Origin of the sequence: Kitasatospora sp. NPDC058492 (genome assembly GCF_042720685.1) — a bacterium.
GTDB lineage: Bacteria > Actinomycetota > Actinomycetes > Streptomycetales > Streptomycetaceae > Kitasatospora.
On the sequence record NZ_JBHXMU010000072.1, the window covers coordinates 18,540 to 44,770 of the forward strand.

The window sequence follows — 26,231 nt, forward strand, 5'->3', positions numbered from 1 at the left end:
CCTACGGGCGCGTGGGCACCAGGCGCCTCCTCCTGAGCCGAGGGCGTCCGCCGTCGGCAGGTGTCCGGAGACGGGGAGAAATTTGGCTCTGGCGCGAGTTCCGTGAAAGCAGCCCGCAGGTGTTGCCGGTTGGCGATCATGGCGGGTGTCTGTCTCTGAGCTCCTGACCGTCCTGTTTCCCCAGTTCGCCCTGCTGCAGGTGGACTTGATCCGGTCGGTCGGCCGGTCCGTACGGGTCCACGCTCGGGGTCGGACGCCGAAGTCGGAGTGCCCGGGCTGCGGCAGCTGGTCCGAGCGTGTCCACAGCGGCTACGAGCGGCACGTGAGCGACACGGCGGTGAGTGGGCAGGAGCTGGTGCTGCACCTGCGGGTCCGCCGGTTCTTCTGCGATACCGCCGAGTGCGGAAAGCGGACTTTCGCCGAGCAGATACCGGGCCTGACGTTCCGTTATGGCCGCTGCACAGTGCCGCTGCGGAAGGTCCGCGAGGCCGTCGCGCTCGCCCTGGGCGGCCGGGCCGGGGCCCGGCTCACCGAGCACCTGGCCGCCGGGATCGGCCGGGACGCTCTGATCCGCCTGATCCGAGCCCTGCCTGACCCGCAGGCCGGACAGGTGCGGGTGCTCGGCGTTGACGACTTCGCCATGCGCAAGGGCCACCACTACGGCACGGTCCTGATCGACATCAAGGGCCGCCGTCCCGTCGATGTCCTGCCCGAGCGGTCCGCCGACGCCCTCGCTGCCTGGCTCACCGCACACCCCGGTGTCGAGGTGATCTGCCGCGACCGGGCCCGCTACTACGCCGAAGGCGCGGACCGCGGTGCCGGCACCGCCACGCAGGTCGCGGACCGGTTCCACCTGTGGAAGAACCTCGGAGAGGCGGCCGAGCGGTTGGTCGCCCGCTTGCGCCCGCAGTGGGTCCCATCCACACCGGAGAAGGAACAAGTGGTACTGCCCGAAGGCCAGCTGGCCCGGCGGACCCGCGAGCGTCACGCCGCCGTCCACGCACTGATGGACAAGGGCATGGGCCACAGCCAGATCGTCGCCGAGCTGGGCCTGGACTGCAAGACGGTGCGGAAGTTCATGCGGGCCGCCACCGCTGACGAGCTGATCGGCGCGGGGCCCACTGGCGGTCGGCAGACCAGCCTGGACGGCCACGCCGCCTACCTGACCGCCCGCTTCAACGAGGGCTGCACCAGCGCCGACCGCCTCCACCGCGAACTCGCCGAGCGCGGACTGACCGTCAGCGAGCGGACCGTCCGCCGCTTCGTCCACCGGCTGCGTGAGAACGCCAGGCCGACCACCCGCCCACCGGTCCCCAAGGCCCGCGAGGTGACCACGCTGATCCTCACTCACCCCGACAACCGACCCGAGGCCGACCGTGTCGTCCTGAAGGAACTCCGCAGCCGCAGCGCGGACTTGGACGTCGCCTGCGACCTCATCGCCCGGTTCGCCTCCGTCCTCGTCAACCGCCGGGGCCAGGAGGAACTTGAGCAGTGGACCGCGGACGCCGAGGCCAGCATCCTGCCTGAACTGCGCAAATTCGCCACCGGCCTGCGCAAGGACTGGGACGCCGTCATGGCCGGCCTCACACTCCGCTGGAACTCCGGCCCGGTCGAGGGCCACGTCAACCGCATCATTCTGTGGAATCTGATTTGTCAACATCATGCCTGTTTGACCAGTTCCATTGTCCACTCTCGTTGCTCGGCGGTGTCTGGGACGGCGAGTCCGCGAGCTCGTTCGATGTGGTTCCAGGCGGTGCCGGGATCGACCCCGTTGAGGATGAGGAGTGCGGCTGCGAGGAGGGATGAGCGGCCGATGCCGGCTCGGCAGTGGGTGACGACGTGTGCGCCGTCGCGTAGCTGTTCGGTGAGTCTGTGCAGGGTAGGCAGGATCGCGGCGCGGTCGGGGACGGTGCGGTCGGGGATGGGTATCGCGACGAACTGCAGCCCGGCTGCTGTGGCTGTCCGGGATTCGTCTGCGAGGCCGAGTTCGTTGAGTTCGGGGCCGGTGAGCGCGCAGACCAGGATATCGACGCCGTAGTTCTTCAGCGCGGCCATCTCGTCTTCAAGCCAGTCGTTGCCGCGGGGTCGGGCCATGGTGCTCAGTCGTCCGGGGCCGGGGAGGTCGAGGGTGAAGAGGGCGGGTCGCATGTCAGCAGCACTTTCGGTCGGTGGAGTCGGTTGGTGATCGGACAGTCAAGGGCAGGGGCCGACCGGGTTCGGCGCGGAGCTCGCTCGGGGTCGGGCCGGCTGGAGTGGCCACCTCGGCGAGGCGCTCGAGAAGGCGGTCGAGGGCGCTCTGGCCGTCGTCGACGGCGGCGCGTTCCTCTTCGGTGAGCGGAATGCTTACGAGCATGCGCTGCAAGTTGGCCTTGGCTTCGACGAGTTGGGCTTTCGTCGATTCCTTGGGGGTGTAGAAGTCGCAGCGGGCGCAGGCCATCCGGTGCTGGCACTGTTCGAAGAACGAGTAGGAGCACAGCCCGTGACCGAGATCGTAGTACTGCCATGGTTCACCGGTGGCCGCGGCCCCGGAGGTGACGGCGTCACGGTCGAGGAGGACCTCGACCGTGCGGACGTTGCGGGCGAAGTATCCGGCCTCGGTGTATGCCTTCGTGAGGGTGTTCGGCGTGATCTTGGCGTAGTACTGGGTGGATTGCGGTGAGCGATGTCCGAGCCAGGCTTGCAGCTCGAACAGCGTCATCGGCTCCTTGGCGTTGTAGAGCTGGCTGGCGATGGTGGACCGGGCCCGGTGGCTGGTGATGTTCCCACGGACATCGGCGGCCGGGACTCCGGCCTTGCGGCAGAGCATCGGGATGACGGTGTTGTTGATGTAGCTGGTGGAGACGCGGCGGGCCCGGACGGCAAACAGCGGGTCCACCAGCTCGCTGGTGCGGCGGTCGGTGAACTTCGGCTGGTCCGGGCGGATGCTCTGCCAGGCGTCGATGGCCTGGCCGAGAATTGGGTCGACCGGCTTGGTGAAGGCGGTACCGGTCTTGTGGGTGGGGACGTCGAGCAGGCAGACCGCGTCGCGGGCCAGGACCTGCTGCGAGTCGCCGGCGATGGGTGCCCCCTCGTGTTGCCAGCGGATGCAGCCCAGCTTCAAGCGGGCGATCTCGTCACTGCGTTGGCCGGAGAAGAGCCAGGTCAGTGTGACCGCTCGGACCAGTTCGAAAGGGTAGAAGTGTCCGGAGCGGGTCTGCGGCAGATCTGCTGGTTCGAGGTTCAGGCCCGCCCACAACAGCTTTGCCCAGATCTCGTCTGCGATCACTCTGGGGTCAGGTCCGAGGAGGGCCGTGATGCTGCGGGGGATGGCCAGCGCGCGCAGTGGGTCGAAGCGGCGGGGCAGCCACTCCCACTCCTGGCAGTCCCGGAAGAACCTCCGTAGCGCGGTGATCTGCCCGGCCTTGCTGGGCGCCTCCAGCGGCTTGCCGAGACGGTCGCCCAACCCGATCGTGCGCTGGACGTAGTCGCCGACCTTCATCCGGTCCAGCGCGGCGATCCACGAAGCGCAGGTCTGCCGGGTCCAGTCGGCCGGATCGGCGGCGTCGGGCTGTTCGGCGGCGATCCACCGGCCGACCTTGAGCAGGTTCGAGCGGACGCCGCCGCGAACGCGCGGGGTCAGCGTCGAGGTGGCGTGCCAGCGGTCGGCCCACTGTTCCCAGATCGGCGCGCCGCCGCTGGCCCGGGCCGAGTGGCGGCCGGTGCCGGGACGCGGAGGATCACAGAATCCGAGCTCGGCGACCGCCCGCTGCATCGCGTGCAGGGTGTTCAGCCGGCTGCCCTCCAGCAGCCCGTCGCGGCGGACCCGGTCGAACAGTGCGGTGTCCATTTCCTCAAGATGCGGGCTGCGGTTGAGCAGGAACAGCTGGCAGGCCACCATCGGCAGCAGGGTGTCCTCGTCCTGGCCGAGCCGGTAGCCCCAGGCGCTCAGGATCGCGCGAAGTCGTGCGACCTCGCCGTTGACACGGTCGCGTCCGAAGATCCGCCAGGCCAGGGTGAGCCGCTGGAAGCTGCCGAGTCGGTGGAACTCGTTGAAGGAACCGAGCAGGTAGGCGTGTGCCGCGAGATAGGGACGGACCTCGTCGCCGGCCCAGGCGGGTGCGCGCCGGCGGAACTCGGCCTGAGTGCGGCCGAGCAGGTGGAACCATTCCTCCTCGGTCCAGCCCCAGAAGGTCCGGCCGGTCTCCGCGCACCGCGTCAGCAGCACTGCGACCACGTCGAGCATGGCCCGTCGGCGATGCGGGGTGGGCGGGGAGTCCAGTGCGGCGTTGACCGCCTCCAGCGGACCCAGCAGCCGCGCGATCACGCGCCAGCCCGGCGCGGACGGGTCGTGGTACTGCAGGCGCCGCAGATTGCGCACGCCCAGGTCGGCCACGGCCCTGGCCTCGGCAGGTCGCACTACAACCGCGGCGTTGTCGCGGGGCGGGGAGATCGGCCAGGACCAGCGTCCGGCCCCGTCCTGGGCGGCGATGGCCGGCAGTGGTGCGGTCACCGCGACACCTCCGCCGTCGTGCAGTCCTCGGACGTGAGCATCTGTATTCGCCAGGCATGGATGTGCTCCATGCCGCGGGCCAGCTTGTCGGCCAGGTCCCGGCCGGACAGGTGGATGTACTGGAGCGTGGAATCGGTGTTGCGGTGGCCGGCGAAGGTCGCGATCGCGTGCAACTCCCAACCCATCCGAGCCAGATCGGTCAAACACAGGTGCCGGGTGGTGTGGGTCGAGAACCGCGGAACACCGGACGCCAGGGCGATCCGGCGGACCACCTTCGACCACGTCCACAGGGTCAGCGGCTGTCCATGGTTGCGCCGGGACTCCGACAGGAACAGCGGCCCCCTGGCCCGGCTGACCGTGGCCCGGTGGGCGAGGTAGGCCGACATCAGCACGCCGGTCGACGCCGAGTACGGGACCACCCGCTCCAGCCGGTTCTTCGTCGTCTCCGCCCGCACCCTCAGCGTCCGGTGGGCCGGATCGAGGTCGTCGGTCCGCAGCGAGCACAGCTCCTCTCGCCGCAGCGCGGCATCGTAGGCCAGGGCCAGCATCAACCGATTGCGGACCGGCTCCTCCCGCGCGACCTGCAGGATCCTCAGCCACTGCTGTTCACTGGGGATCCACGGCAGCTTCGTCAGCCGCGGCGCCAGCCCGCGCTGCTGCCCGCCCCGCTGACGCCCAGGGGTGTAGCGGCCCCGGCCCACCGGGTTCGACTCGCGCAGACCCTCCTCCATGAGGAAGTCGTAGAACAGCCGCACCGGCACCAGGCGCTGCTGGATTGTGGCGTTCGCCAGCCCCGACCCCGAGTCGATCGCCACCACGTTCGCACCACGACGGTGCGGCCGTGACGTCAACTCCCGTACGTAGACGGCAATGTGGGCGCGGTTTGCGATGATCGGGTCGACGTCCTCCCGCTCGCACATCACCAGGTACTCGGCCAGTCCGCGGGCGTAGGCGTCGATCGTCCTCGGCGCCCGACCGAGATCAGTCCAGATCTGCAGCCACACCGCCGCCTGCTCGTGCCGGCCCAGCACCGGCCACTTCTCCTTCAGCACCGTCGTGCCGCTCAAGCCATCTCCCAAGTCCGTGGTTGCACCGGGGAGACATGATCACCCCAGCCAGATTCCACGTAACTTTTAAGATGCTCAAACGCCAGATGTTCGGCCGCGCGAAGCTCGACCTCCTCCGCAAGCGCGTACTCCTCGCCCGGCCGTGAGGGCTGGGCAGTCAGTCAGGGGACTGCCCTATCGCCACAGGTCAGCTCCGTCACGCCCACTGGGATCCATCGTGAGGAGATCCTCGTGCAGACCTGAGAGGACGCGTCCCGTCGGAGAGAGGTCCTCTCCGGTCTCCACTACCCTCCAGCCGGCATCGACGGCCGAAACGTTCACATCGCCGCCGGCGTCAAGCTCGTCAAGCGTCGTGAACACCGCCTCATAGGCCACTGCCCGAGCCAGGAGCACCAGGTCGGCCCGGTCCGCGCCGGCGGCAAGGAGCCGCTTGGCAGCTGGGAGTTGATCGAGCGCGCTCGGGTCGGCCCAGTCGTCGATAGGACTACGCCACAGGCTTCGCAGCAGCATGAACCGGGCGAGCTGCGGCAGGTCCTCGCTCAACTCCGACTTGACCCAGTCCGCGGCGTCAGCCGCGCCAAGAGCGTCGAACTGGGCACGCAACGACAGTGCCAGAGCCTGTGACTTGGCATCCAGGCCGTCCAGCCACGCCTGCCACGCTGTTTGGGGATCACTCACCGCACCAGCATGCCCTATGGCCACCACGGGCACGGGCTGACCAGGAGGATCGCGCCAATCACGGAACTCGCGCCAGAGCCAGAAATTTCTTTCCGATCGCCTGCAACCCCTGGCCGGGCTCCACGTCTATGACAGTGAGAAGCGGGGCCGTGGTCGCCCCCCGGCCGCACACAAACCTGCTGCGGCCCGCTCGCCATCAGTCATTCAGCCATCAGTCATCAGCGCGCTGCTGCGGCCTGCCCGCAGAACGGTTTCAGGGGAGAACTGTGTCCACCATCGTTCATGTTCGTCGTACCCGTCGTGCCATCGTCGTCGCCGCTGCCCTCGGCGTAGCCGCAGTCTGCGGATCGGTCGTGGCCGCCGCCCCGGTGGCCTTCGCGGGGGAGCCGTCGCACACCTCGCTCTCCGTCCAGGCCCCGGCCTCGGTCGGATTCGCCGGTGGGCCGGTCGAGTTCACCGAGGACATCACCAACTCGGGCCAGGAGAGCACCGGTTACCACCTGGATCTGCGGACCGTCACCGACGTCGGAACGCCGCCGGACGCGATCGTCATCGACTTCAGGGACCCGGCCGACGGTACGTGGAAGTCGGTGCCGCTGGGGATGACCTACACCTCCGGAAGTGTCGTGTACGACGGGACGGTGCCCGGGCTCACCGTCCCGGCGGGGCGGACCCTCAGGGTCGACCTGCGGATCGGCGCGCCGATGGGCCTGCCCCACGACGGCGCCACCAACGGCGGCTTCCGGTCCATCGCCCTGCATTCCGCCGTCGTCGTCGACCCCCACGAGGCGGCGCAGGCCGAGGTGACCAGCACGATCAAGGTCACCTCGATCACGAGCTCGCTCGACCACGTTCCCGCCACCGCCGTCGCGGGCGGCGCGCCGGTCGAGTTCGACGCCATCCTCGACAACCCCACGCCGTCCGACTACACCAACCTCGGTAACGTCCTGTTCGTGGACCGGTACGCGACCGTGCAGGTGCGTACGGCGGACGGGGCCTGGCGGACGCTGGACAAGGTGGCCGGAATCGCGCCCGACGACCCCTACGGCGTGTACCTCCAGGGCCGTGACTCCGGCCTCCGGTCGGGTGGCAAGGCCGTCGCCCGGGTGCGGGTGTCGTACGACGCGAAGACTCCGGCGGGCACCACCACGCTCGGCCCGTGCGTGTTCGTCAACGAGGGCCTGCCGTTCTGGGGAACCACGAAGTGCGCTGCCCGTTCGACGATTCAGGTCCTGCCCGCCGCCACGAAGACGTCCGGGCCGAGCCCGTCCCCCTCCTCGGCTTCCTCGGCCTCCTCCGCCCCGTCGGCCCCGGTGTCCTCGGCCCCGGCCGGCGCCGCCGTGCCGGTCTCCGCGTCCTCCCCGAGCGCCCCGGCTCCGGCGGACCCGTCCACCACCTCCACCGCGCCGTCCGCCCCGCAGGCCCGCGTCGCCGACGCCGCGCAGCCTTCCGCGCCGTCGTCCGTCCAGCTCGCCTCCACCGGGGCCGACCACACCGCGGGCCTCGCCTTCGGCGGCCTTGCCCTGACGGCCGTCGGGGCCGGCGCCCTCTGGCTGCGCCGGGTGCTGCGTCGGGCCTGAGCGCGCACGGGGAAGCCGAACGCGAAGGAGCCCGCCACCCTCCCCAGGTGGCGGGCTCCAGCCGTGGGCGGCACGTCGGGCGCGCGGTGTCAGCGCCGGCGCGCGGATGCGGGTGCTGACCACGGGTACGGGAGCTCGCCGAGTGGGGCGTGCGGCTGATTCGCCCGGCCCGCAGGGGCGAGCCCTCCCACAGCCCCGTGCGGACGAGTTCACCCGGACGCTGCGACGAGGATGGCGCCGGGCCGGGGCGCCGGGACGCAGAGTAGATAGTCCGATAATCATGGCGCGAAGGGGACGTGGCAGTGTGCGCAAGAGCCGGAGCGGGCCTCAGACTGGGATCCGTCCTGGGCGGCCTGGTGCTGACGGCGTGTTCGACCCCCGCCCCGCGTGCCGTGGACGGCAGCGGCGGAGAACCTCGTGGCAGTGCGGTGGTCATCGCGGCTGATCGGGCGGCCGGGCCGACAGTCGTGCCGGGTGGTGCGCCGGGTGATGCGGTCGATCCGGGGTCCGGGCAGGCCGGCGTTCGGGGCAGTGCGTTGATCGTCGCGGTCGATCAGGCGTCCCGGCAGGTTCTCGTCCTGGACGGCGAGACGGCGCGGGAGGCCGGACCCGAGGCCGGACCCGAGGCCGGACCCGAGGCCGACCGGTTGCCGGTGGTGTGGTCGTGGACCGCTGACGGCGACGATCGGCTGGCCGACCTGGAGCCGGCCCGCAGCTGGGCCAGACCCACCGAGGCCAGGGACGTGGTGCTCGACGGTGAAGGATCCCTCCTGGTCACCGCCTCGGGCGGCTTGGCAGCCCTGGTCGACACGGCGACCGGCACGCCGATCTGGGCCACGGACCTCGGCACCTCCGCCAACCCCCACAGCGCGGAGCTCCTACCGGACGGCAACGTCGCCGTGGTCGCCAGCACCGCCGGATGGGTGCGGCTGTACGCGGCCTCGGAGGGGCCTCGCAGCACCACCTATACCGAGCAGGAACTCGACGGGGCCCACGCCGTGCAGTGGGACGAGGGCGCGGAGCTGCTCTGGGTGCTCGGGGACGACACCCTGCTGGCCCTGCGGGTCGGTGGCACGCCCGACATCCCGTCCCTCACCCCCGAACGCAGCATCCCCCTTCCGGAAGTCGGGGGACACGACCTCGCACCTGTGCGCTCCGCGCCGGGGACGTTCTGGCTCAGCACCGGCGACCGCCTGTGGCGCTACGACTCACACCTCGACCGCTTCGAAGCCGTCGGGCTGGGCGCGGAGGACTCAGCCCGCGGGATCAAGAGCGTGGGCAGTGAGCCCGCTACCGGTCGCCTGCTCACCATCACGCCCGATCACGCGGGTCCCTGCTCCTGGTGCACCTCCGCCGTCACCTTCCACCACCCCGACGGGACGCTCGCCCTGACCGGAACCGAGCTGTACAAGGCCCGCTGGTGGACCACACCGCTGCCAGGCCTGGGCCCGACGAACCGACCCCGGTAGCGCGGTCCTCCGGCAGCCGCCATCCACGCCGAGCTGCACCACCGCGACGCCGGTCCCGGCAAACCGACCGGCCTCGACGGCCGCCCCGCCATGATGGTGCCGTTGAAGGTGAGGCGGTCGAGGACGGCCGCGCACTTCTGCGACCACCACGTACTGGAGATGCTGATGCCTGCCCCCGGGCCGACGACCAACGCCCCGCCGGTGAACGGGATACCGCCCGGGCGTCCGTTCTCGTGGCGATTCGTCACCCCGTTGTTCGTCGGTTCGGCGCTCAACCCGATCAACAGCTCGCTGATCGCCACGGCCCTCGTACCGATCGCCCACGGACTCGGCGTGTCGATCGGGCGGACCGCCGCCCTGGTCACGGCCCTGTACCTGGCCAGCGCGATCGCCCAGCCCACCGCAGGCAAGGCCGCCGAGGTGTTCGGCCCACGACGGGTGTTCCTGGCCGGAATCGGACTCGTCATCGTCGGAGGACTCATGGGCGGCGCCGCCCACAGCCTTCCGACCCTCCTGATCAGTCGAGTACTGCTCGGGTTGGGCACCTCGTGCGCCTATCCGACGGCCATGCTGCTGATCCGTCGCCGTGCCGAGGACGCCGGTCTGGACAAGCCGCCGGGCGGAGTGCTGGGCGGCCTGCAGATCGCCGGCATCGCGACCGCCTCCCTCGGGCTGCCCCTGGGCGGTGTCCTGGTGGCCGTGCTGGGCTGGCGTTCCGTGTTCTTCATCAACGTTCCGGTCGCACTCGTCGCGCTGGTCACGACATTGGCCTGGGTCCCACCCGACAGCCGACCCGACAGCCCACCTGACAGCCGACCCGACAGCCCACCGGACCGCAGCCGACGCGCCCGTGACGTCGCGGCCGGCCTGGATGTCATCGGCATCGCCGGGTTCGCCGCCGCGATGATCGCGCTGCTGCTGTTCCTGTTCGCCCTGCCCGACACCCGCTGGTACTTGCTGGCGATCTCCGCCGTGCTGTGGATCGCCCTGGTGCTGTGGGAGCTGCGGGCCAGGACCCCGTTCCTCGACCTGCGCCTGCTCGCCGGCAACCGGGCCCTGACCAGTACTTATCTTCGCTACGGCCTGGTCCTGTTCTGCGCGTACGTCGTGCTCTACGGCGTCACCCAGTGGGCCCAGAGCGTCCGGGGCCTGTCCGAGACCGAAGCCGGACTGCTCCTGTTGCCCATGACGCTCGTGTCCGGTCTGGTGATCTCGCTCGTCTCCCGGCGCAACCGGGTGCGCGGACCGGTCGTAGCAGCGGCCCTGGCCTGCCTCATCGGCTCCGCCGGCGTACTGCTGCTCAGCGCCTCGGGCTGGATCGGATGGGTCGTGGTGGTCACTCTCGTCTTCGGCGTCGCCATGGGCACGTCCGGCGCGGGCAACCAGATCGCCCTCTACGACCACGCCCCCGCCGAACAACTCGGCACCGCCTCCGGCCTGCTGCGCACCTTCGGCTACCTCGGCTCGATCGCCGCTTCCGCAACCACCGGCATCGTCTTCCGCATCCGCGTCTCCGACCCCGGCATGCACCTCATCGCCTGGATCATGGTCGGCGTCGGCGTCGTCCTGGTCCTGACGACCCTCGCCGACCGCACCCTGCGTACCAGGCCCGCCCCCTGACACGCCTCCGCGAGGGCACCCCCCCTGCGAATGTGAACGGGGGAGCGGGTTCAACGCCTCTTTGCTGCGGGGGTGTTTCGTTCCCATGTCCATATGCCCAGATCACTGGCGTCGCGCACCAGTCGTGCACAGACTCACATCTGCACGATCGTGCACTCGACTCTCACCCCAGGAAGTTCTACGGGCATGCGTACCCCCCCCCAGACCCGGCGTTCCCCAGGCGCACCCGCCGCACCTGGTGGGGAGGTGCCGTCCGTGCTCCGGTACGTGACACGCAGGGCGGCGGGCTGGTTCCTGGTGATCGCCATGGCCACCAACGCCACGTACTTCCTCGCCAGTTGGTTCCTCGACCCGCGCTCGAACTTCAAGGAACTGCGCCCGGTCCGCACCGAGGAGCAGATATCCCGGGCCCTGGCCCCCTACAACCTCGACCCGCACGAGCCGCTGCTCCACCGCTGGTGGGACTGGCTGACCAGCGTGGTCCTGCACTTCGACTGGGGCCGCTCCCCGGTCGGGGTCCAGGTGAACGGGGAGATCGGCTACCGCTCCCTCGTCAGCGCCGAACTGGTGATCGGCGCGACGGTCCTGTCGGTCGTCGTCGGCGTCGCCCTCGCGGTCCACACCGCCTCGCACCAGTACGGCTGGAGGGACCGGGCCGCCCAGGCCCTCTCCATGGCGCTGTTCAACGTCCCGGTGTCCATCGCCGCCCTCGCCCTGGTGCTGCTGGCCATCCAGCTGAACGAGCACGCCGGTTGGCACTTCCTGTACGTCGCGGGGGAGAACTCGCCCGGCGTGGAAGGATTTTGGGCGACGGCCGGTGACCGGCTGCTGCACCTGATCCTGCCGACGCTGACGCTCACCCTGACGGGGTACGTGGGCTACCACCTCACCCAGCGCTCCCTGCTGCTGGACGTCATCGGCTCCGACTTCGTGCGCACCGCCCGGGCCACCGGGCTCACCCGGGCCCAGGCGATCCGCCGGCACGCCCTGCGCACCGCCCTGATCCCCACCGCACAGTCCGTGGCCTTCAGCATCCCGGCCGTCTTCACCGGCACGGTCCTCACAGAGACGATCTTCGGCTGGAACGGCATGGGCCAGTACTTCATCCAGACCATCAGCAAGAACGACGTGCACGGCACCGTGGCGACCGCCGCCTTCGCCGCCGCCCTGACCGCGATCGGCGCGATCCTCGCGGACATCGCCACCGTTCTCCTCGACCCGAGAGTGCGGGTGAGCTGAGATGGGCACCCCTGTGAGTCCCGACGCGACCTCCGAAGACGTACTCGCCACCGCACCCGCGCGAGCCACCGATCCGCCGCCCACCGGGCACGACGGGCCCACCGGGCACGCTGAGCATGACGTGCGCGACGTGCGCGACGTGCAAGACGGGCACTACCTGGGCCGGCGCCGTCTCTACCTGCGGCGCTTCCTGCGCAACCGGATCGCCGTCGCCGGCGTGGTGATCTTCCTGCTGCTCGTGCTGTTCAGCGCGCTCGGCGACCTGTTCACCCCGTACGGCTACGCGGACGCCGACTTCTCGGCACTGACCCAGGCCCCCGGCGCCGAGCACTGGTTCGGCACCAACCAGGGCGGCAACGACGTCTACGCCGCCGCCGTGCACGGCCTCCAGCGCTCGCTGGTGATCGCGGTGAGCGTGTCCGTGCTGACCGTCGCCATCGCCGCGGTCGTGGGCGCGGGCGCGGCCTACTTCGGGGGCCGGGTGGAGAAGGCCACCCTCGCCGTCGTCCACTTCCTGCTGATCGTGCCCTCCTTCCTCATCCTCGCCCTGGTCTCGCACCGGCTGGCGGGCGACTGGCGGGTCCTCATCCTCGTGCTGACGGTGTTCGGCTGGATGTCCACCGCGCGCGTGGTCTGGTCGGTGTCGACGTCCCTGCGCGAGCGCGACTACGTGCGCGCCGCGGAGTTCATGGGCGTGCGCCCCCTGCGCATCGTGGTGCGCCACATCATCCCGAACCTGGGCTCCCTGCTCATCGTCAACCTCACCCTGGGCGTGGTCTCCACCGTGCTCAGCGAGACCGCGCTGTCCTTCCTGGGCTTCGGCGTGCAGACCCCGGACGTGTCGCTGGGCACGATGCTCGCCGACGGTGCGGGCACCATCACCAGCGCCCCCTGGCTCTTCGCCTTCCCCGCCGGGCTGACCGTCCTGCTCACCGTCTCGATGACCTTCGTCGGCGACGGCCTGCGCGACGCCCTCGACCCCACGTCCACCACCGCCGCGGCAGGAGGCCGACGATGACCCTCGCACCCGCCCGCCGCACCGGGCCCGTGGCCGGCTCCCCGGCCGGGCCCACCGAGCCCGCACCCGTCCTGTCCGTACGCGACCTGAGCGTCTCCTTCCCCTCCGAGGCCGGACCGGTGGAGGCCGTGCGCGGCATCGGCTTCGATCTGCTGCCCGGGCGCACCCTGGGCATCGTCGGCGAGTCCGGCTCGGGCAAGTCCGCCACCGCCCTCGCCGTCATGGGCCTGCTGCCGCCCACCGCGCGCCTCGGCGGCCGGATCCTGCTGGGCGGCCGCGACCTGGCGGCGATGGACGACAAGGGCCTCTCCCGGGTGCGCGGCAAGGACATCGGCATGGTCTTCCAGGACCCGATGTCCGCGCTCACGCCCATCTTCAGCGTCGGCCGGCTGCTCTCCCAGGCCCTGCGCGTGCACCGGGAACTGTCGAAGAAGGACGCGTGGGAGCAGGCGGTGGAACTGCTCGACCTGGTCGGCATCCCCGACCCGCGCGAACGCGCCAAGTCGTTCCCGCACGAGTTCTCCGGCGGCATGCGCCAACGTGTCGTCATCGCCCTGGCCATCGCGAACAAGCCCTCGGTCCTCGTCGCCGACGAGCCCACCACGGCGCTCGACGTCACCGTCCAGGCGCAGATCCTCGACGTGCTGCGCCTGGCCCAGCGCGAGACCGGCGCCGGCCTCGTCCTGATCACCCACGACCTGGGCGTGGTGGCGGGCCACGCCGACGACGTCGCCGTCATGTACGCCGGACGGATCGTCGAGCACGCGAGCGTCGACGAGCTCTTCCGCCGTCCCACGATGCCCTACACCGCCCGGCTGCTGGCCAGCGTCCCCACCGTGGACAGCGGCGTCGAACGGCCCCTGATCCCGGTCGGCGGCGAGCCGCCCTCCCTGGTCGGCCTGCCCGGCGGCTGCCCCTTCGCGCCCCGCTGCGCGGTGGCCCTGGACGTGTGCCGGACCACCGAACCGGACCTGACCGCACCGGGCGGGCAGCACGGACACGTCGGACACGTCGGACACGTCGCCTGCCACCGTGCGCAGGAGATCGCCGACGGAACCCTCGACCCGGCCGGGCGCGCCGCTGCCGTGCCGCCGGCCCGCGCCGGAGAGCGGACCGCGGGCGAGGTGGTCCTGCGCGTGGAGGACCTGGTCAAGACCTTCCCCGTCACCAAGGGGGCCCTCCTCAAGCGCCGGGTGGGAACCCTGCACGCGGTCAACCACGTCAGCTTCGAACTGCGCGCGGGCGAGACCCTGGGCCTGGTGGGGGAGTCCGGCAGCGGCAAGACCACCACGCTGCGCGAGGTGCTGCGGCTGCGCGCCCCCGAGGGCGGCCGCATCGAAGTGGCCGGCACCGACGTCGCCACGCTGCGGTCGGCGGCCCAGGTGCGCGAGCTGCGGCGCGACGTCCAGATCGTCCTCCAGGACCCGACGGACGCCCTGGACCCCCGCCTGACCGTCTTCGACCTGCTGGCCGAACCGCTCCAGGCCGCCGGTGCCGACCGGACGGCCATCCGGTCCCGGGTCACCCGTCTCCTGGACCTGGTGGGCCTGGACCGCGCCCTGGGCGACCGCTTCCCCGCCGCCCTGTCCGGCGGCCAGCGCCAGCGCGTCGGCATCGCCCGCGCCCTGGCCCGCGAGCCGAAGATCCTGGCCCTGGACGAGCCGCTGTCCGCGCTGGACGTCTCCGTGCAGGCCGAGATCATCAACCTGCTCGCCCGGCTGAAGCGCGAACTGGGCCTGGCGTACCTGCTGGTGGCCCACGACCTGGCCGTGGTGCGCTACGTCTCCGACCGCATCGCGGTGATGTACCTCGGACACATCGTCGAGTCCGGTGCCACCGAGGAGATCTTCGCCCGGCCCCGGCACCCGTACACCCAGGCCCTGCTGTCGGCGATCCCGGTGCCCGACCCGGAGCGCGAGCGCCACCGCGAGCGCATCGTCCTCGCGGGCGAGCAGCCCAGTGCCACCCGGCTGCCGGAGGGCTGTGTGTTCGTCGACCGCTGCCCGCTGTACCGGGAGGCCGACGAGAGCGTACGGACCCGCTGCCGCACCGAGCGGCCGGCGACCGTCGGCGCCCCGGACGGCTCCGACCACCAGTACGCCTGCCACGCGGTCTGACACCCGCCCTGCCCCGCCCCGCCCCCTTCTCACCGATTCCCACCAAGGACATCCCATGCGCCGGAAGCTCGCCCTGCCCCTCGCGCTCGCCGCGGCCGTCGCGGTCGCCGCCACCGCGTGCTCCTCCTCGTCCCCCTCCGGCGGACCCTCCGGCGGATCCTCCGGCGGATCCTCCGGGCCGAACGCCACGAACGCCACGAACGCCGCCAAGGCCGCGTCCTCGGTCACCGACTACAACCCCCAGCCGTACGAGAACATCAAGGACGGCGGCACCTACACCACCGCGGGCACCTTCGACGAGCAGGGCAACCCCTTCAACGTCAACGGCACCCTGAACGCCTCGCGGATCTGGGCCTGGTACAACGCCCGAGCCATCACCTACTCGCCCACCGGCGAGGTCCAGTACAACCCGGACTACTACAGCGACGTGAAGGTCTCCGTCGAGGGCGGCGACCAGAAGGTCGTCATCACCCTCAACCCCAAGGCCGTCTTCAACGACGGCACCCCCATCGACTGGCGGGCCATCGAGGCCACCTGGAAGGCCGACAACGGCTCGGACAAGGACTACGCGGCCTCCTCCACCGACGGCTACGACCGCATCACCTCCGTCACCCGGGGCGCCGACGACAAACAGGCGGTCATCGCCTTCAAGGGCGTCAACGCCTCCTGGTCCGCGCTGTTCACCACCTTCCTGCACCCCCAGGCCGCCACCGTCGACAACTTCAACAAGGCGTACGTCAAGACGGCCCACCCCGAATGGGGCACCGGACCGTACACCGTGGGCACCTGGGACGACCACTCCGGCAACATCACCTTCGTGCGCAACCCCAACTGGTGGGGCCGGCCGGGCAAGCTCGACAAGCGCGTCTACGTCAACCTGGAGAGCGCCGCCTCGATCAACGCCTTCAAGAACGGCGAACTCGACTACGCCCCCGTCGGGACCGCGGAGAACCTCAAGCAGGTGAAGACGGTCAAGGACGCCGAGATCCGCAGCGGCGGCAGCCCCTTCGAGTACGCGCTGTACCTCAACGCCAAGTCCCCGTTCCTCGGCGACGTCCAGGTCCGCAAGGCGGTGCAGGAGAGCATCGACCGTCCGCAGATAACGAAGATCCGGTTCCAGGGCCTCGACTACACGGAGCCGCTGCCCGGCTCGGCGGTGCTCTACAGCTTCCAGCAGGGCTACCAGGACAACGTCGCCGCTGTCCTGAAGTACGACCCGCAGGAGGCGCGGAAGACCCTGGACGCGGCCGGCTGGAAGCCCGGAGCCGACGGCATCCGCGCCAAGGACGGCAAGCAACTCGAACTCGGCTACACCCTGCTCGGCGACGACCCCATCGAGAAGGCCACCGCCGGAGCGTTCACCGCGATGCTCAAGGCCGTCGGCGTGAAGGTGAACGTCAACAAGGTCTCCGAGAACGACTTCTCCAAGGTGCTCAGCGACCGCCGCTTCGACCTGTTCATCTCCGGCAACCGCTCGACGGACCCCTTCGGCGCGCGTTACCTGTGCGACTTCTACTGCTCGGACCGCGACTCCAACATCACCGGAACCGGCACTCCCGAGCTGGACAAGGAGATCCGCGCCACCGGCGAGATCGCCGACCTCGGCCAGCAGATCGCGGCCGTCAACAAGGTCGAGCAGAAGGCCCTCCAGCAGTACGCCTTCCTGCCGCTCTACAGCGGCCCCTCCACCTACGGCATCAGGAAGGGCCTCGCCAACGTCGGTGCCACCATCTTCTACAGCCCGCTGCCCGAGACCATCGGCTGGCAGAAGTAGCACCACTGCCCCGGCGATCTCGCGGGCCGAGCGGCTGCATGATCCTTGCTGTCGTGGGTATCGTTTGAGTCAGCAGTCGTGGATCCGAAGTACCGCAGCATCGGCAGTCGGAGGACCAGGGCGATCACCTCAACCCCAGGGGTACGCACCAGCGCGTATCCCGTCCCCGACCAGGGAGCAGCACATGGCCACCGGCATCGTGAAGTGGTTCAACGCCGAGAAGGGCTTCGGTTTCATCGAGCAGGACGGCGGCGGCCCGGACGTCTTCGCCCACTACTCCAACATCGACTCGCAGGGCTTCCGTGAGCTCCAGGAGGGCCAGAAGGTGACCTTCGACGTCACCCAGGGCCAGAAGGGCCCCCAGGCCGAGCACATCCGCCCCGCCTGACCTTCGCAGCACGACGCCCCGTACCGCTCTGGTACGGGGCGTTCGTCATGCTCAGACCTGGTCGTGCCGGTTCATGGGCTGTCGGCATGGATGTCGACCGGGACGTCGACCGGGACGGGACGGGCGGTCATCCTCGGGCGCGCCAGGCAGACAGGCGGCGGAACCAGCGGCGGCGCAGGCCGGTGCGGGGAGGCGGCGGAAGTTCGGCCTCCATGGGGGAGGCGAAGGTGCGCAGCAGGACCTCGGGGGCTGAGCCTGGTCCACCCGGCGGCTCCGCGGGCGGCGGTGGCAGCAATGCGGGCAGGTAGGCAGAGGGGGGAATCGGTGGGGGGTTCGGTGGGGGGGCCGGCAACGCGGGCGGCTGCTCGGGTCGCGGTGCGGGCTGCGGTGCGGGCTGCGGTGCGGGCTGCGGGTACCCGTGTGTGCCGAGGCGCACGGTCGTCGTGTCCCGAGGTGGCAGGGGCAGGACCGCCCCGGTCGGCATGCCGACTGGTCGGAGTCGTACGGTCGGCCCTCCTGGAGCGGGTCGCAGGATCGTCTCGGCCGTGGCGGGATTCGGCGGCGGTTCCAGGGCCCGGTCCGGTGAGTGCTGGTATGGGCGGTCGAGGTCGAGGACGAGCTGTGCGCGCCGCAGCGTGGCGCGGGAGATGGCGTCGGGCAGCCAGTCTCCGTGGGCGAGCTGCCGCTGTGCGGTGGTGATTCGGCGGTCGGAGAGCGATCTGAGCAGGCCCTCGGCTGTTGGCCGGTGGGCGGGGTCCTTGCTCAGGCAGGTACGGACCCAGCCGTCGAGGTCCGCGGGCAGCGAGGACAGCCGGGGCTCGCCGTGGAGCACGTTGTAGATCACGTTGACGAGGTTGTCCCCGTCGAAGGGTGACGATCCGGTCGCTGCGAAGGCCATCACGATTCCGAGGGCGAAGACGTCGGTCTCGGGCCGCACGGGCCGTCCCGTGACCTGTTCCGGGGCCAGGTAGCCCGGGGTTCCGATGATCACTCCGGTCGATGTCTGCCTGGTCGAGTCGGCCATGATCGAGACCCCGAAGTCGATGAGTCGCGGGCCCTGCGCGGTGAGCAGGACGTTCGACGGTTTGAGATCCCGGTGCACCACGCCGGCCTCGTGCACGGAGTGCAGGGCCCTGAGGAGTCCGTACCACAGCGCGTACAGCGAGTCGGCCGGGAACGGGCCGAAGGCGTTGACGCTCTGCTGGAGGGAGAGCCCCGGGATGAAGGCCGTGGCCATCCAGACGCCGTTCTCGTCGGCCTCCGCGTCCAGGAGCGGCGCCGTGAAGTCTTCGGGGATCCGTGACACCACGGCGATCTCGCGCCGGAAGCGTTCTTGCGCCTCCGGCTCGCTCAGCAGTTCCGGGCGCAGGACTTTGACGGCCGCGGCCCGGCCCGTGGCCGAGCGCGCGAGGTACACGATCCCCATGCCGCCCGCACCGAGGCGGCCCAGCAGCCGGTAGGCACCCAGCTCCCGGCGGTCCCTGGAGGAGAGCGGCGCCAGCCCGTCGGGCATGCCGGTCCGGTCGTCGGGTTCAGCCATCGCTCCACTTCCCGAAACCGCGTCGGTCGGTGCTCCGGTGTCCGCGACCGAAGAGGATCTCCGACCTGAGCCGCCGGTCCGCCCGACGGCGCCAGCGGGCCAGCAGGGCCTCGTTCGCACGGACCTCGGGGTGGTCGGGGCCGAGCGTCCGGCGCAGGTCCGGCAGCACCTCGTGGAAGATGCGGAGCGCGGTGCGGACGTCTCCGTCCGCACCGGTCCAGTGGGCGAGCCGGGCGCGGTTCACCAGGGCCACCTCGTCCTGCTCTCCCAGGATCCAGTCCAGGTCGTCGAGCAGCTGCCGGAAGAGGGCGATCGCCGTGCGCGGGTCGCCGGCCTCGCCGGTCCAGTGCGCGTGCTGGCTGCGTGCGAGGAGCGTCTCGCGGGCGTCCCGCCCGGCGACCCGGCTCAGGTCCGGCACCACCGCCGCGAACAGCCCGCGGGCGCCCTTGGGCGAACCCGACAGGCCGGTCCACTGGCCGAGCCGGGCCCGGCCGATCAGTGTGTGCAGGTCGTCGGCGCCGAGCAGCCAGTAGAGGTCGGGGACGAGGGAGTCGAGCAGGCGGACGGCCTGCCGGGTCTGGCCGGTCCGTCCCGTCCACTGGGCTTGGTTGATCCGCCCGACCAGCGTGTCGCGATCCTCCGCTCCGAAGACCCGGTGCAGGTCCGTCACCAGGAGGTCGGTGAGCCGAGCGGCGGAGCCGGTGTCGCCGCAGACCCCTATCCAGTGGGCCAGTCGGCCCCGGCCCAGGAGTGTCTCGCGGTCGTCCGGGCCGAGGGCGCGGACCAGATCGGTGACCACCTCGCCGGTGAGGCGCGCCGCCTCCACCGGCTGCCCGGCCTCCCCGGTCCAGTGGGCGAGCTGGGCACGGCCGACGAGCGTCACCCGGTTGTCGACGCCGAGCACCCGGGTCAACGCGCCCACCGCCGCCGTGGACAGGTCCAGCGCCTCGCGGACCTGGCCGGCGGCGCCCAGCCACTGGGCGTACTCGATTCGCCCGGCCAGGGTGTCCGGATCGTCGGAGCCCAGGATCTGTGTCATCTCGTCGAGGACGTTGCCCAGCTCCGAGGCGGCGGACCGCGCGTGGCCGCCCTGGCCGAGTCGCCGCCCGGCCTGCACGAGGGATTGGAAGCGCTGCCTTTCGGTGACCGGCCCTTGGCCTTCCGTGACCGGTCCGCGGCGGCTGTCGGCGGCTTCGCCCGGGCCCACCCGAGTGGGGCGTCTGGTCCGCGGGCGGCTGAGGATCAGATTGGCGGCGGTGTCGGTGCCGCACTGCTCCGGTTCCGGCCACCCCCGCGAGCGCAGCGCGAGTCTCAGGTGGGGAAAGAGCGCGCCCAGCGACACTCCCTCGGGACCGGCGTCGTCGACCCCGTTGCGCAGCGCGCGCAGCAACTCGCCGGTGAAGGCGGTGTGCCGTTTGCCCTCCTCGAAGCGGGAGGGCGAGTTGGGCGGCGACGAGACCAGCGTGTACGCGCCGGCGATCTCCAACTGTTCGGCCACCGGCGGGGTGCCCCCGGACAGCCCGCCCGCGACCGCGCGGCCGGAGAAGCAGCAGTCGAGGATGAGTACCCGCACGCGTGCCGGACTGGCCTGGAAGGCTTCCCGGATGACATCGAGCGGGCAGGCCGTCAGGGACGGCATGCTCTGGTCGGTCTCGGTGAGTGCGAGGTAGAGCTCCCCCTTCTTGGACCCGATCAGGCCGTGGCCGGAGTAGTAGACCAGGAGCACGTCCTCGGCGGCTGCCGCCGCGTTCAGCAGCGGCAGCCCGAGGTCCCTCGGCTGTCGCGGGTCCAGCACGGTGATGCTGCGCTCGGGTGCGAACGCGCCCGGTTGTCCTTCGATCAGGACATCCCGGAAGTCCAGCACGTTGTTCGTGATCGACGGTACGTCCGCAGGCCCGCCCTGGTGCGAGTAGTGCGCGGTGCCGATCAGCACGGCCCACGAGCGAGAGGCGTCGGGAAGCCGGAACACGGTCAGTCCGAAACGTCGTCGGTCCGCCGACCGGAGTGCAGGGCGGCCTTGAGCACCGACTCCACATCGGCACGCGCGACGTGCTCGGCCGTCACCTCGGTGCGGGTACCGTCCGGATTCACGGTCTTGAGCTTGATGCTGCTGGTGCGGGGCTGGCTCAGGTACACCTTGAGCGAGGCGGCGAGAGTGGTGAGCGTGCCGCCCGCCCCCAACGCCACGACGAGGGTGTCGGACCAGGACCCGAGCTCGCCCGGACCGGGCGTCGCCGCCGCGACGCGAACCCGGCCGCGGAACGCCGGCTCGTCGGCCAGCCAGTCGCGCAGGTCGAGGACAGCGTCGGGGCCGCCTGCTTCCACCGCAAACCAGGATTCCACCACAGCGATTCCCCCTAGGATCGAACCGACGCGAGTGCTCCGCATCCTTATAGGACGGCAGCAGGGCGCGCCCTGTTCCCCTTGCGACCAAAACGTTATGACTGACCGTCAGAAGATCGCCATGGGATCGGCGCAGCAGGCGACGGCGGCGGGCATCGAGCTTGGGCAGCCGGCGGACGGGAAGACCTCCCAGCCCGCGTACGACATCACCCGTCGAAACCGTCCACACCTGCTACGTGCTGGCGGGCAGCACACCAGTGCTCGTGCACAACGGCAGCTGCCCCATCGGATTCACGGGGCTGGGCGGAGGCAGGTTCCAGCCGCCGGCCGGCCTCCGAGTGTTCCGTCAGGCCGCCTCCGCCGGCCACCGGCTGGCCTCCGCCTCCGCCCTCGATGCCGACTCTGACGGCTCCGTGTGCCCGGCGCCGCCGCCCGGGGCCGGCCAGGGCTGGGGCCGGTCCCGGGTGGGGGGCGCTCAGTGGCAGACGAGCTTGTTGCGTGCGAGCTCCTGGACGGTGCCGGGGGAGACCGGTGTGTCGCAGGAGACAGTGCCCTCGATCTCGGCGTCGAAGGTGCTGTAGGTGGGGTGGGAGCCGAAGGCGTAGGCCCAGTACCCGTCGCCGGGGTCGCTGCTCGGGGGGTAGCGGGGGAGGCAGACGTACGCGTCGGCTTTGCCCTGGACGCGGTTTGTGCCCTTGAACACCGCGTAGTCGCCGGGGCGGGAGAAGTTCAGCGTGACCTTCTGGGACCACGTGCTGGTGCTGGACTTGGTGTTCTGGACGGAGAACCCGACCTTGATGGAGACCTTGGCGAAGAACGCGCCCACCTCCGAGTTGATCTCGGTCGAGGCGTTGAACGTGGTGCTGACGTTCTGGACCTCGGTCACGGTGGTCTCGATGGAGCCGGTGGTGCCGGGGGCGATGGTGATGCCCTTCCAGTGCGTGAGCACCGGGTCGACGACGGCGGTCGAGACCTCGTACAGCCCGTACCGGTCCACGCGGGGGTCGCACGGGCCGCCCGGTTCGGCCGCGTGGGCCGTGCCGGCGCCGAAGGCCGAAGCCGCCACGGTCAGGACGGCGAGCGCGGCGGGTAAGGACAGCCGCCGCAGGAAGGTGTTCGCCAAGAGGACTCCTCGGGGAGGGGAGGCGTCAGGCGGTCACGCCGCCGACACCTGGCATGCATTTGTCAGATCATGCCCCGATCGCCTCCACCGCACACTCACAACTCCCAACTCCCCCGTACAAAAAGAAGGTTGGCCGTGCACGCAGCCTGTGGCGTCGCCGTTCGTGCGGGCGGTGGGGCGAGCCGCGCGCAGGGCGGTGCGGGCCGGGTCGACGCCGCTGGTCGTGGGCGTGGTCATCAGGCAGCCTTTCCGAACCGGTCGCACCAGGTGTTGAGGAGCTCCCCGTCCTCGCCGGTCAGCGCGGCTACCGGCCGGGCGGGACGGGCGTGCTCGCGCACTCGCCGCTACACCTCGTCGGCCCCGGTGTCAGCCGGCGAGGCCCTGACCTGCACACCTCCGGTTGTCCCACTCCGTGTCAGGCGATCCCAGTCTCAGAGTCGTGACGGCTCCTCATGGGTCGGCGTTCAGCCGGCAGTGCTCGGCCGAACCGTGCGGATCAGAGTCTCGGCGGCGGACTTGTCTCCGGCCATTCGGCCTGCTTGGGCTACGCCTGCTCGTAGGCCTCGGAAAGAATGCCCGTCAAGGCGTGGGCGATCTCCGCACGCAGTTCCTCATGCTGCGGACCCAAACGGTGTTTCGGGGCAGTCCGCTCATCTCCGTAACACCACACCGGGCTGTGGAGAAGGCGCGGCGGCTCCCACTCGTAGCGCGGGTGAATGTGACCGTGGAGGTGCTCCCACGAGTTCCCGAGCACCTCGTAGTTCAGCCGACGGAAGGCCTGGTCCCGCCTGCCACACGAAGCCTCGACAGCCTCCCCCAGGAGAGAGAGGTCGAGCAGGAAGCGGGACCGCTCGTCCCGGGGCAGATCCGTCAGGTGGTTCGCAGTGCCCGCGTACAGCAGCAGGCAGTACCCGGGAAGGTGCTGCGTGTCGCCGATCACAGCCCAGCCGGTCCGCATCCGGGCCAGCACCGTGGGGTTCTCAGCACGCTCGGCCGCAGCGATCCGATCTTCTTTCCAATCTTTCATGTCCCATGGATACCAGGTCACTTGGCTGCTCGGCGGAGCGTAGAGGCGCCGAGCGGCGGGCGGCAGGACGACTGATATTCCATCACTTCGAGACGTGCCGCCGCGGCGCCCGAGATGCGCACCGGACAGCGCGTCCGGCCTGCGTCCCGTGCGCTCAGGCGAGAGGGAAACCGCGAGCGTGGGCGGAGCGCCGCTGTCTACTTGTCACTTCGTCGCAGCCTCGGGCAGGCGGGCCCGATACTGTCGTTCAACGCGTGGCGTGTGCGTCGATGGTCAGGGTGTTTTCGGGCCGTATGGTCGTTCCTTTTCCGGTGCGTGGTCGGCCGGTCCCGTGCGGGCCCGTGCGGGCCGTGGTGTCGGGTGGGGGTGGGGTGTCAGTCGAGGGCGAGGCGTTTGTTGAGGGCCTTGCCTGAGGGCAGGGGGTCGATGAAGTTGTGCAGGAACGTGAGCATCGCGTCGGTGTCCAGGTCCTGGCAGGCGGTGTCCATCGCGGTGTAGAGGGATTCCTCGATCCCGGCGACGGTGGTGGCCAGGCGTTCGCCTTCGGGGGTGAGGCTGAGCTGGAGGTAGCGGCGGTCCGCGGTGTCGGTGCGGCGTTCGACCAGTCCGGCCGCGACGACGCGTTCGACGAGCCGGCTGGGGTTGGTGCCGCTTTCGCACACCAGGAGCTGCCCGAGCCCGTTGAGGCTCAAGGTGCCGTGCTGCTGGAGCAGGCGCAGCACTTCGGCCTGTGACGGGGTGATGCCGTGCGGTTTGAGGGCCTGGATCAGCAGTCGGTTGCCTTCGCGCTGGGCCGCCAGGATTGCGAACCGCAGGTGTTCGGCCTTACGCATCGGTGTCCTGTCGGGTGGTCGGCAGGGTGGCGAGGAAGTCGTTGACCGCGGCGGCGTAGGTGACCGGGTGGGAGAAGCGGAACATGTGGCCGGTGCGCGGCAGCACGACCTCCCGGGCGTCGGGGATGCCCGCGAGCATGACCTTGGAGGCGTTCTCGCCGATCAGCACGTCGTGGGAGGGGGTCAGGATCAGGGTCGGGACCTGGACCCGGTCCAGCGCGTCGGTGTAGTCGGCGGTGAGGACGGCCCGCAGGCGGGCGCCGAAGGAGGTGGCGGGGGTGTTGGCGAGGAACAGTTCGCGGCTGCGCGCTTGGCTCCAGGGCGTCTGGCCCTCGCCGTCGTACGGGGAGGTGAGGCGGTGGGCGTGGGCGCGCAGCGTCAGCTGCCGGTAGAGCGGCCCGCGGGCCCTGCCGATCGCCTGCATCAGGGCCTTCCACGGCTTCGAGTCGACCGGGTTGGCCGCGAAGCCGCCGGACATGACGAGGGCGCGCAGGCCCGGCGGGCGGCGGGTCGCCAGTGCGAGGGCGATGTTCGCGCCGAAGGAGTCGCCGACCAGCACGTAGTCGTCCAGGTCCGCGATCGCGCTCTCGAGGTGGTCGGCGTAGCGCTCGATGTCGTCGACGCCCTCGGGTAGGCGCAGCGTCCGTTTGGGCGCCTCGCCGTAGGGGGCCAGTTGTTCGGCGCTCCACGGGGCGCCGGAGAGGCAGGGGATGAAGACGAGGGTCGGATTCTTCTCTGAAGTGCTCATATCGGACACATTACACGACACATGTGTCGTGACATATGTGGTCCAGGTCATATTCCTGGCCTGTTCTCCCTGGACTCGCCCGGCCTCGGGCGCGGTGCGAGCCGCCCCAACGCGCAGAAGGCGGTCGCCAGGCCGCGGGCCGCCTCGAAGGCATCGGTCCAGCGTCCTTCGGTGCCGTCGCCGTGATCGTCGCCACGGCCCCGGTCGGCTGCTCGCGCGGCACCACCCGCTCGATGGGGTCTCGGGCGTCCGGCACCGGGACCACCGCGCCCGACCCGCCGGCCGCATCGTCCGGTTGACCACCGGGGGGCAGGGGGGTAGCCGGGAATGCTGTCGGAGGCGTTGAGCGCGCTGGCCCCGGCTGGGGGCGCCGGGATCGTCCAGGCCGCCGGAACGGGCGTGTGGGCGGCCACCCGGGAACGGATCGCCTGCCTGCTGGGCCTCGCCCGTTCCGGGGACGAACGCCTCGCCCAGGCACGCCTCGACCGGACCAGTCAGGAACTGGAAGCCGCAGCCCCGCAGGAACGGGCAGCCCTCGCACAGCGACAGGAACACACCTGGCAGACCCGGCTGGCCGACTTCCTGGAAGGGCTGAAACCGGCCGAACAGGACCAGGCTGCCGAGCAACTGCGCGCCCTGCTGGTCCCCGCCCCCGCCGACCCCGCTGCCCAGGGCCGGGCCGACAACAGTGGAGCTGTTCCAGCGTCTTGGCCGCTGACTGGTCGGTCTGGGCCGGTGTCGTCCTGTCCACGTTCCGGCATGCCAGGGCGCGGTGGAAGCGGTCCGTGTGTCCGGATGGAGTTCCAGATGCTCGCCGGTCAGGCGTAGTGTGACGCGTCCGGCTGCGGCGTCCCGGCTGACCACCACCGTGTCGGGTTCCTCGCCGAAGCCGGTCACGGTCACCGTGACGCGCTGTCCGCGGACGAGGTGCAGCCGCCGGCCGCCGGCGTTCGGCCTCGGGCTCTCCGGACGGTTCGTCGGGGTGGTCTCGCCGTCCACCGAGATCTGGCCGCTGCCACAGGCCGGCCCCTTCTACACCGCCCTGGAACGCGTTGGCCTTTACCACCTCACCGACGGCGACCGTCAGAGGGTGTTCGATACCGATTTAGGCTGCCGCGAGGGGTTTCGGGCGGAGGTATTGCCCGGTTCTGTCCGGGCTGGCTGTCAGGCGGTTGGTC

Annotated in this window: 21 protein-coding genes and 1 pseudogene; 11 read left to right on the forward strand and 11 right to left on the reverse strand. The window is 70.7% G+C overall.

What is annotated here, in order from left to right; translation table 11 throughout:
* Positions 1-199 precede the first annotated feature (199 nt).
* Positions 200-1,621: pseudogene (locus tag ACFWPI_RS33560) on the forward strand (ISL3 family transposase); the annotation flags it as partial.
* 38 nt (positions 1,622-1,659) lie between these two features.
* On the opposite strand, the gene ACFWPI_RS33565 reads toward ACFWPI_RS33560, so the two are convergent.
* From ACFWPI_RS33565 to ACFWPI_RS33580, 4 genes are all read right to left on the reverse strand, one after another.
* Positions 1,660-2,148, reverse strand: a complete 489-nt coding sequence (locus ACFWPI_RS33565) for a protein-tyrosine phosphatase family protein (protein WP_380377983.1) — start codon at positions 2,146-2,148, stop codon at positions 1,660-1,662.
* Between the two features lies 1 nt (position 2,149).
* The gene (locus tag ACFWPI_RS33570; RefSeq protein ID WP_380377967.1) at positions 2,150-4,489 is read right to left on the reverse strand and encodes a tyrosine-type recombinase/integrase; all 2,340 of its coding nucleotides are present in this window, start codon (positions 4,487-4,489) and stop codon (positions 2,150-2,152) included.
* Positions 4,486-5,556: a tyrosine-type recombinase/integrase gene (locus ACFWPI_RS33575; protein ID WP_380377969.1), complete on the reverse strand. Its 1,071-nt coding sequence runs from the start codon at positions 5,554-5,556 to the stop codon at positions 4,486-4,488. The genes ACFWPI_RS33570 and ACFWPI_RS33575 overlap by 4 nt, the downstream gene beginning before the upstream one ends.
* 174 nt (positions 5,557-5,730) lie before the next feature.
* Positions 5,731-6,234 carry a hypothetical protein gene (locus ACFWPI_RS33580; RefSeq protein WP_380377971.1) on the reverse strand — a complete coding sequence of 168 codons (504 nt, stop codon included), beginning with the start codon at positions 6,232-6,234 and terminating at the stop codon, positions 5,731-5,733.
* 353 nt (positions 6,235-6,587) lie between these two features.
* On the opposite strand from ACFWPI_RS33580, the gene ACFWPI_RS33585 reads away from it, so the two are divergent.
* From ACFWPI_RS33585 to ACFWPI_RS33620, 8 genes are all read left to right on the forward strand, one after another.
* Positions 6,588-7,814 (forward strand): hypothetical protein, encoded by a 1,227-nt coding sequence (locus tag ACFWPI_RS33585; RefSeq protein WP_380377973.1) that lies wholly within the window; start codon positions 6,588-6,590, stop codon positions 7,812-7,814.
* Positions 7,815-8,350: 536 nt separating this feature from the next.
* Positions 8,351-9,283 carry a DUF6528 family protein gene (locus ACFWPI_RS33590; RefSeq protein ID WP_380377975.1) on the forward strand — a complete coding sequence of 311 codons (933 nt, stop codon included), beginning with the start codon at positions 8,351-8,353 and terminating at the stop codon, positions 9,281-9,283.
* A 108-nt stretch (positions 9,284-9,391) separates the two neighbouring features.
* Positions 9,392-10,903: an MFS transporter gene (locus ACFWPI_RS33595; RefSeq protein ID WP_380377985.1), complete on the forward strand. Its 1,512-nt coding sequence runs from the start codon at positions 9,392-9,394 to the stop codon at positions 10,901-10,903.
* 255 nt (positions 10,904-11,158) lie between these two features.
* A complete protein-coding gene (locus ACFWPI_RS33600; protein ID WP_380377977.1) occupies positions 11,159-12,142 on the forward strand; it encodes an ABC transporter permease in 984 nt (327 codons plus the stop codon).
* Positions 12,143-12,299: 157 nt separating this feature from the next.
* A complete protein-coding gene (locus ACFWPI_RS33605) occupies positions 12,300-13,160 on the forward strand; it encodes an ABC transporter permease (protein ID WP_063352827.1) in 861 nt (286 codons plus the stop codon).
* Complete coding sequence (locus tag ACFWPI_RS33610; RefSeq protein ID WP_380377979.1) at positions 13,157-15,277, forward strand: dipeptide ABC transporter ATP-binding protein; 2,121 nt, start codon at positions 13,157-13,159, stop codon at positions 15,275-15,277. Before ACFWPI_RS33605 ends, ACFWPI_RS33610 begins: the two co-directional genes overlap by 4 nt.
* Positions 15,278-15,332: 55 nt before the next feature.
* On the forward strand, positions 15,333-17,051 hold the full coding sequence (locus ACFWPI_RS33615) for an ABC transporter family substrate-binding protein (protein ID WP_380377981.1): 1,719 nt from the start codon (positions 15,333-15,335) through the stop codon (positions 17,049-17,051).
* A gap of 184 nt (positions 17,052-17,235) precedes the next feature.
* Positions 17,236-17,439, forward strand: coding sequence for a cold-shock protein (locus tag ACFWPI_RS33620; protein WP_063352633.1), 204 nt, complete (start codon positions 17,236-17,238; stop codon positions 17,437-17,439).
* Positions 17,440-17,566: 127 nt separating this feature from the next.
* Here ACFWPI_RS33620 and ACFWPI_RS33625 read toward each other — a convergent pair whose 3' ends face one another.
* From ACFWPI_RS33625 to ACFWPI_RS33655, 7 genes are all read right to left on the reverse strand, one after another.
* Positions 17,567-18,979: a serine/threonine-protein kinase gene (locus ACFWPI_RS33625; RefSeq protein WP_380380675.1), complete on the reverse strand. Its 1,413-nt coding sequence runs from the start codon at positions 18,977-18,979 to the stop codon at positions 17,567-17,569.
* Positions 18,972-20,912, reverse strand: coding sequence for a tetratricopeptide repeat protein (locus ACFWPI_RS33630; RefSeq protein ID WP_380380677.1), 1,941 nt, complete (start codon positions 20,910-20,912; stop codon positions 18,972-18,974). The genes ACFWPI_RS33625 and ACFWPI_RS33630 overlap by 8 nt, the downstream gene beginning before the upstream one ends.
* Positions 20,913-20,950: 38 nt before the next feature.
* Complete coding sequence (locus tag ACFWPI_RS33635; protein WP_380380679.1) at positions 20,951-21,322, reverse strand: hypothetical protein; 372 nt, start codon at positions 21,320-21,322, stop codon at positions 20,951-20,953.
* A gap of 475 nt (positions 21,323-21,797) precedes the next feature.
* Positions 21,798-22,445: a hypothetical protein gene (locus ACFWPI_RS33640; protein WP_063352637.1), complete on the reverse strand. Its 648-nt coding sequence runs from the start codon at positions 22,443-22,445 to the stop codon at positions 21,798-21,800.
* A 544-nt stretch (positions 22,446-22,989) separates the two neighbouring features.
* Positions 22,990-23,472 carry an HIT family protein gene (locus ACFWPI_RS33645; RefSeq protein ID WP_380380681.1) on the reverse strand — a complete coding sequence of 161 codons (483 nt, stop codon included), beginning with the start codon at positions 23,470-23,472 and terminating at the stop codon, positions 22,990-22,992.
* Between the two features lie 374 nt (positions 23,473-23,846).
* Positions 23,847-24,305: a MarR family winged helix-turn-helix transcriptional regulator gene (locus tag ACFWPI_RS33650; protein ID WP_380380683.1), complete on the reverse strand. Its 459-nt coding sequence runs from the start codon at positions 24,303-24,305 to the stop codon at positions 23,847-23,849.
* A complete protein-coding gene (locus ACFWPI_RS33655) occupies positions 24,298-25,053 on the reverse strand; it encodes an alpha/beta fold hydrolase (protein ID WP_380380685.1) in 756 nt (251 codons plus the stop codon). The genes ACFWPI_RS33650 and ACFWPI_RS33655 overlap by 8 nt, the downstream gene beginning before the upstream one ends.
* Positions 25,054-25,380: 327 nt before the next feature.
* On the opposite strand from ACFWPI_RS33655, the gene ACFWPI_RS33660 reads away from it, so the two are divergent.
* The gene (locus tag ACFWPI_RS33660) at positions 25,381-25,881 is read left to right on the forward strand and encodes a hypothetical protein (RefSeq protein ID WP_380380687.1); all 501 of its coding nucleotides are present in this window, start codon (positions 25,381-25,383) and stop codon (positions 25,879-25,881) included.
* A 154-nt stretch (positions 25,882-26,035) separates the two neighbouring features.
* On the forward strand, positions 26,036-26,231 hold a 196-nt coding region (locus ACFWPI_RS33665), incomplete at its 3' end, for a hypothetical protein (RefSeq protein WP_380425226.1).

Coding starts and splice junctions, on each gene's coding strand:
- ACFWPI_RS33610 (WP_380377979.1), top strand. CDS start 13,157: ATGACCCTCGCACCCGCCCGCCGCACCGGGCCCGTGGCCGGCTCCCCG.
- ACFWPI_RS33565 (WP_380377983.1), bottom strand. CDS start 2,148: ATGCGACCCGCCCTCTTCACCCTCGACCTCCCCGGCCCCGGACGACTG.
- ACFWPI_RS33655 (WP_380380685.1), bottom strand. CDS start 25,053: ATGAGCACTTCAGAGAAGAATCCGACCCTCGTCTTCATCCCCTGCCTC.
- ACFWPI_RS33660 (WP_380380687.1), top strand. CDS start 25,381: ATGCTGTCGGAGGCGTTGAGCGCGCTGGCCCCGGCTGGGGGCGCCGGG.
- ACFWPI_RS33645 (WP_380380681.1), bottom strand. CDS start 23,472: ATGAAAGATTGGAAAGAAGATCGGATCGCTGCGGCCGAGCGTGCTGAG.
- ACFWPI_RS33615 (WP_380377981.1), top strand. CDS start 15,333: ATGCGCCGGAAGCTCGCCCTGCCCCTCGCGCTCGCCGCGGCCGTCGCG.
- ACFWPI_RS33650 (WP_380380683.1), bottom strand. CDS start 24,305: ATGCGTAAGGCCGAACACCTGCGGTTCGCAATCCTGGCGGCCCAGCGC.
- ACFWPI_RS33625 (WP_380380675.1), bottom strand. CDS start 18,979: ATGGCTGAACCCGACGACCGGACCGGCATGCCCGACGGGCTGGCGCCG.
- ACFWPI_RS33620 (WP_063352633.1), top strand. CDS start 17,236: ATGGCCACCGGCATCGTGAAGTGGTTCAACGCCGAGAAGGGCTTCGGT.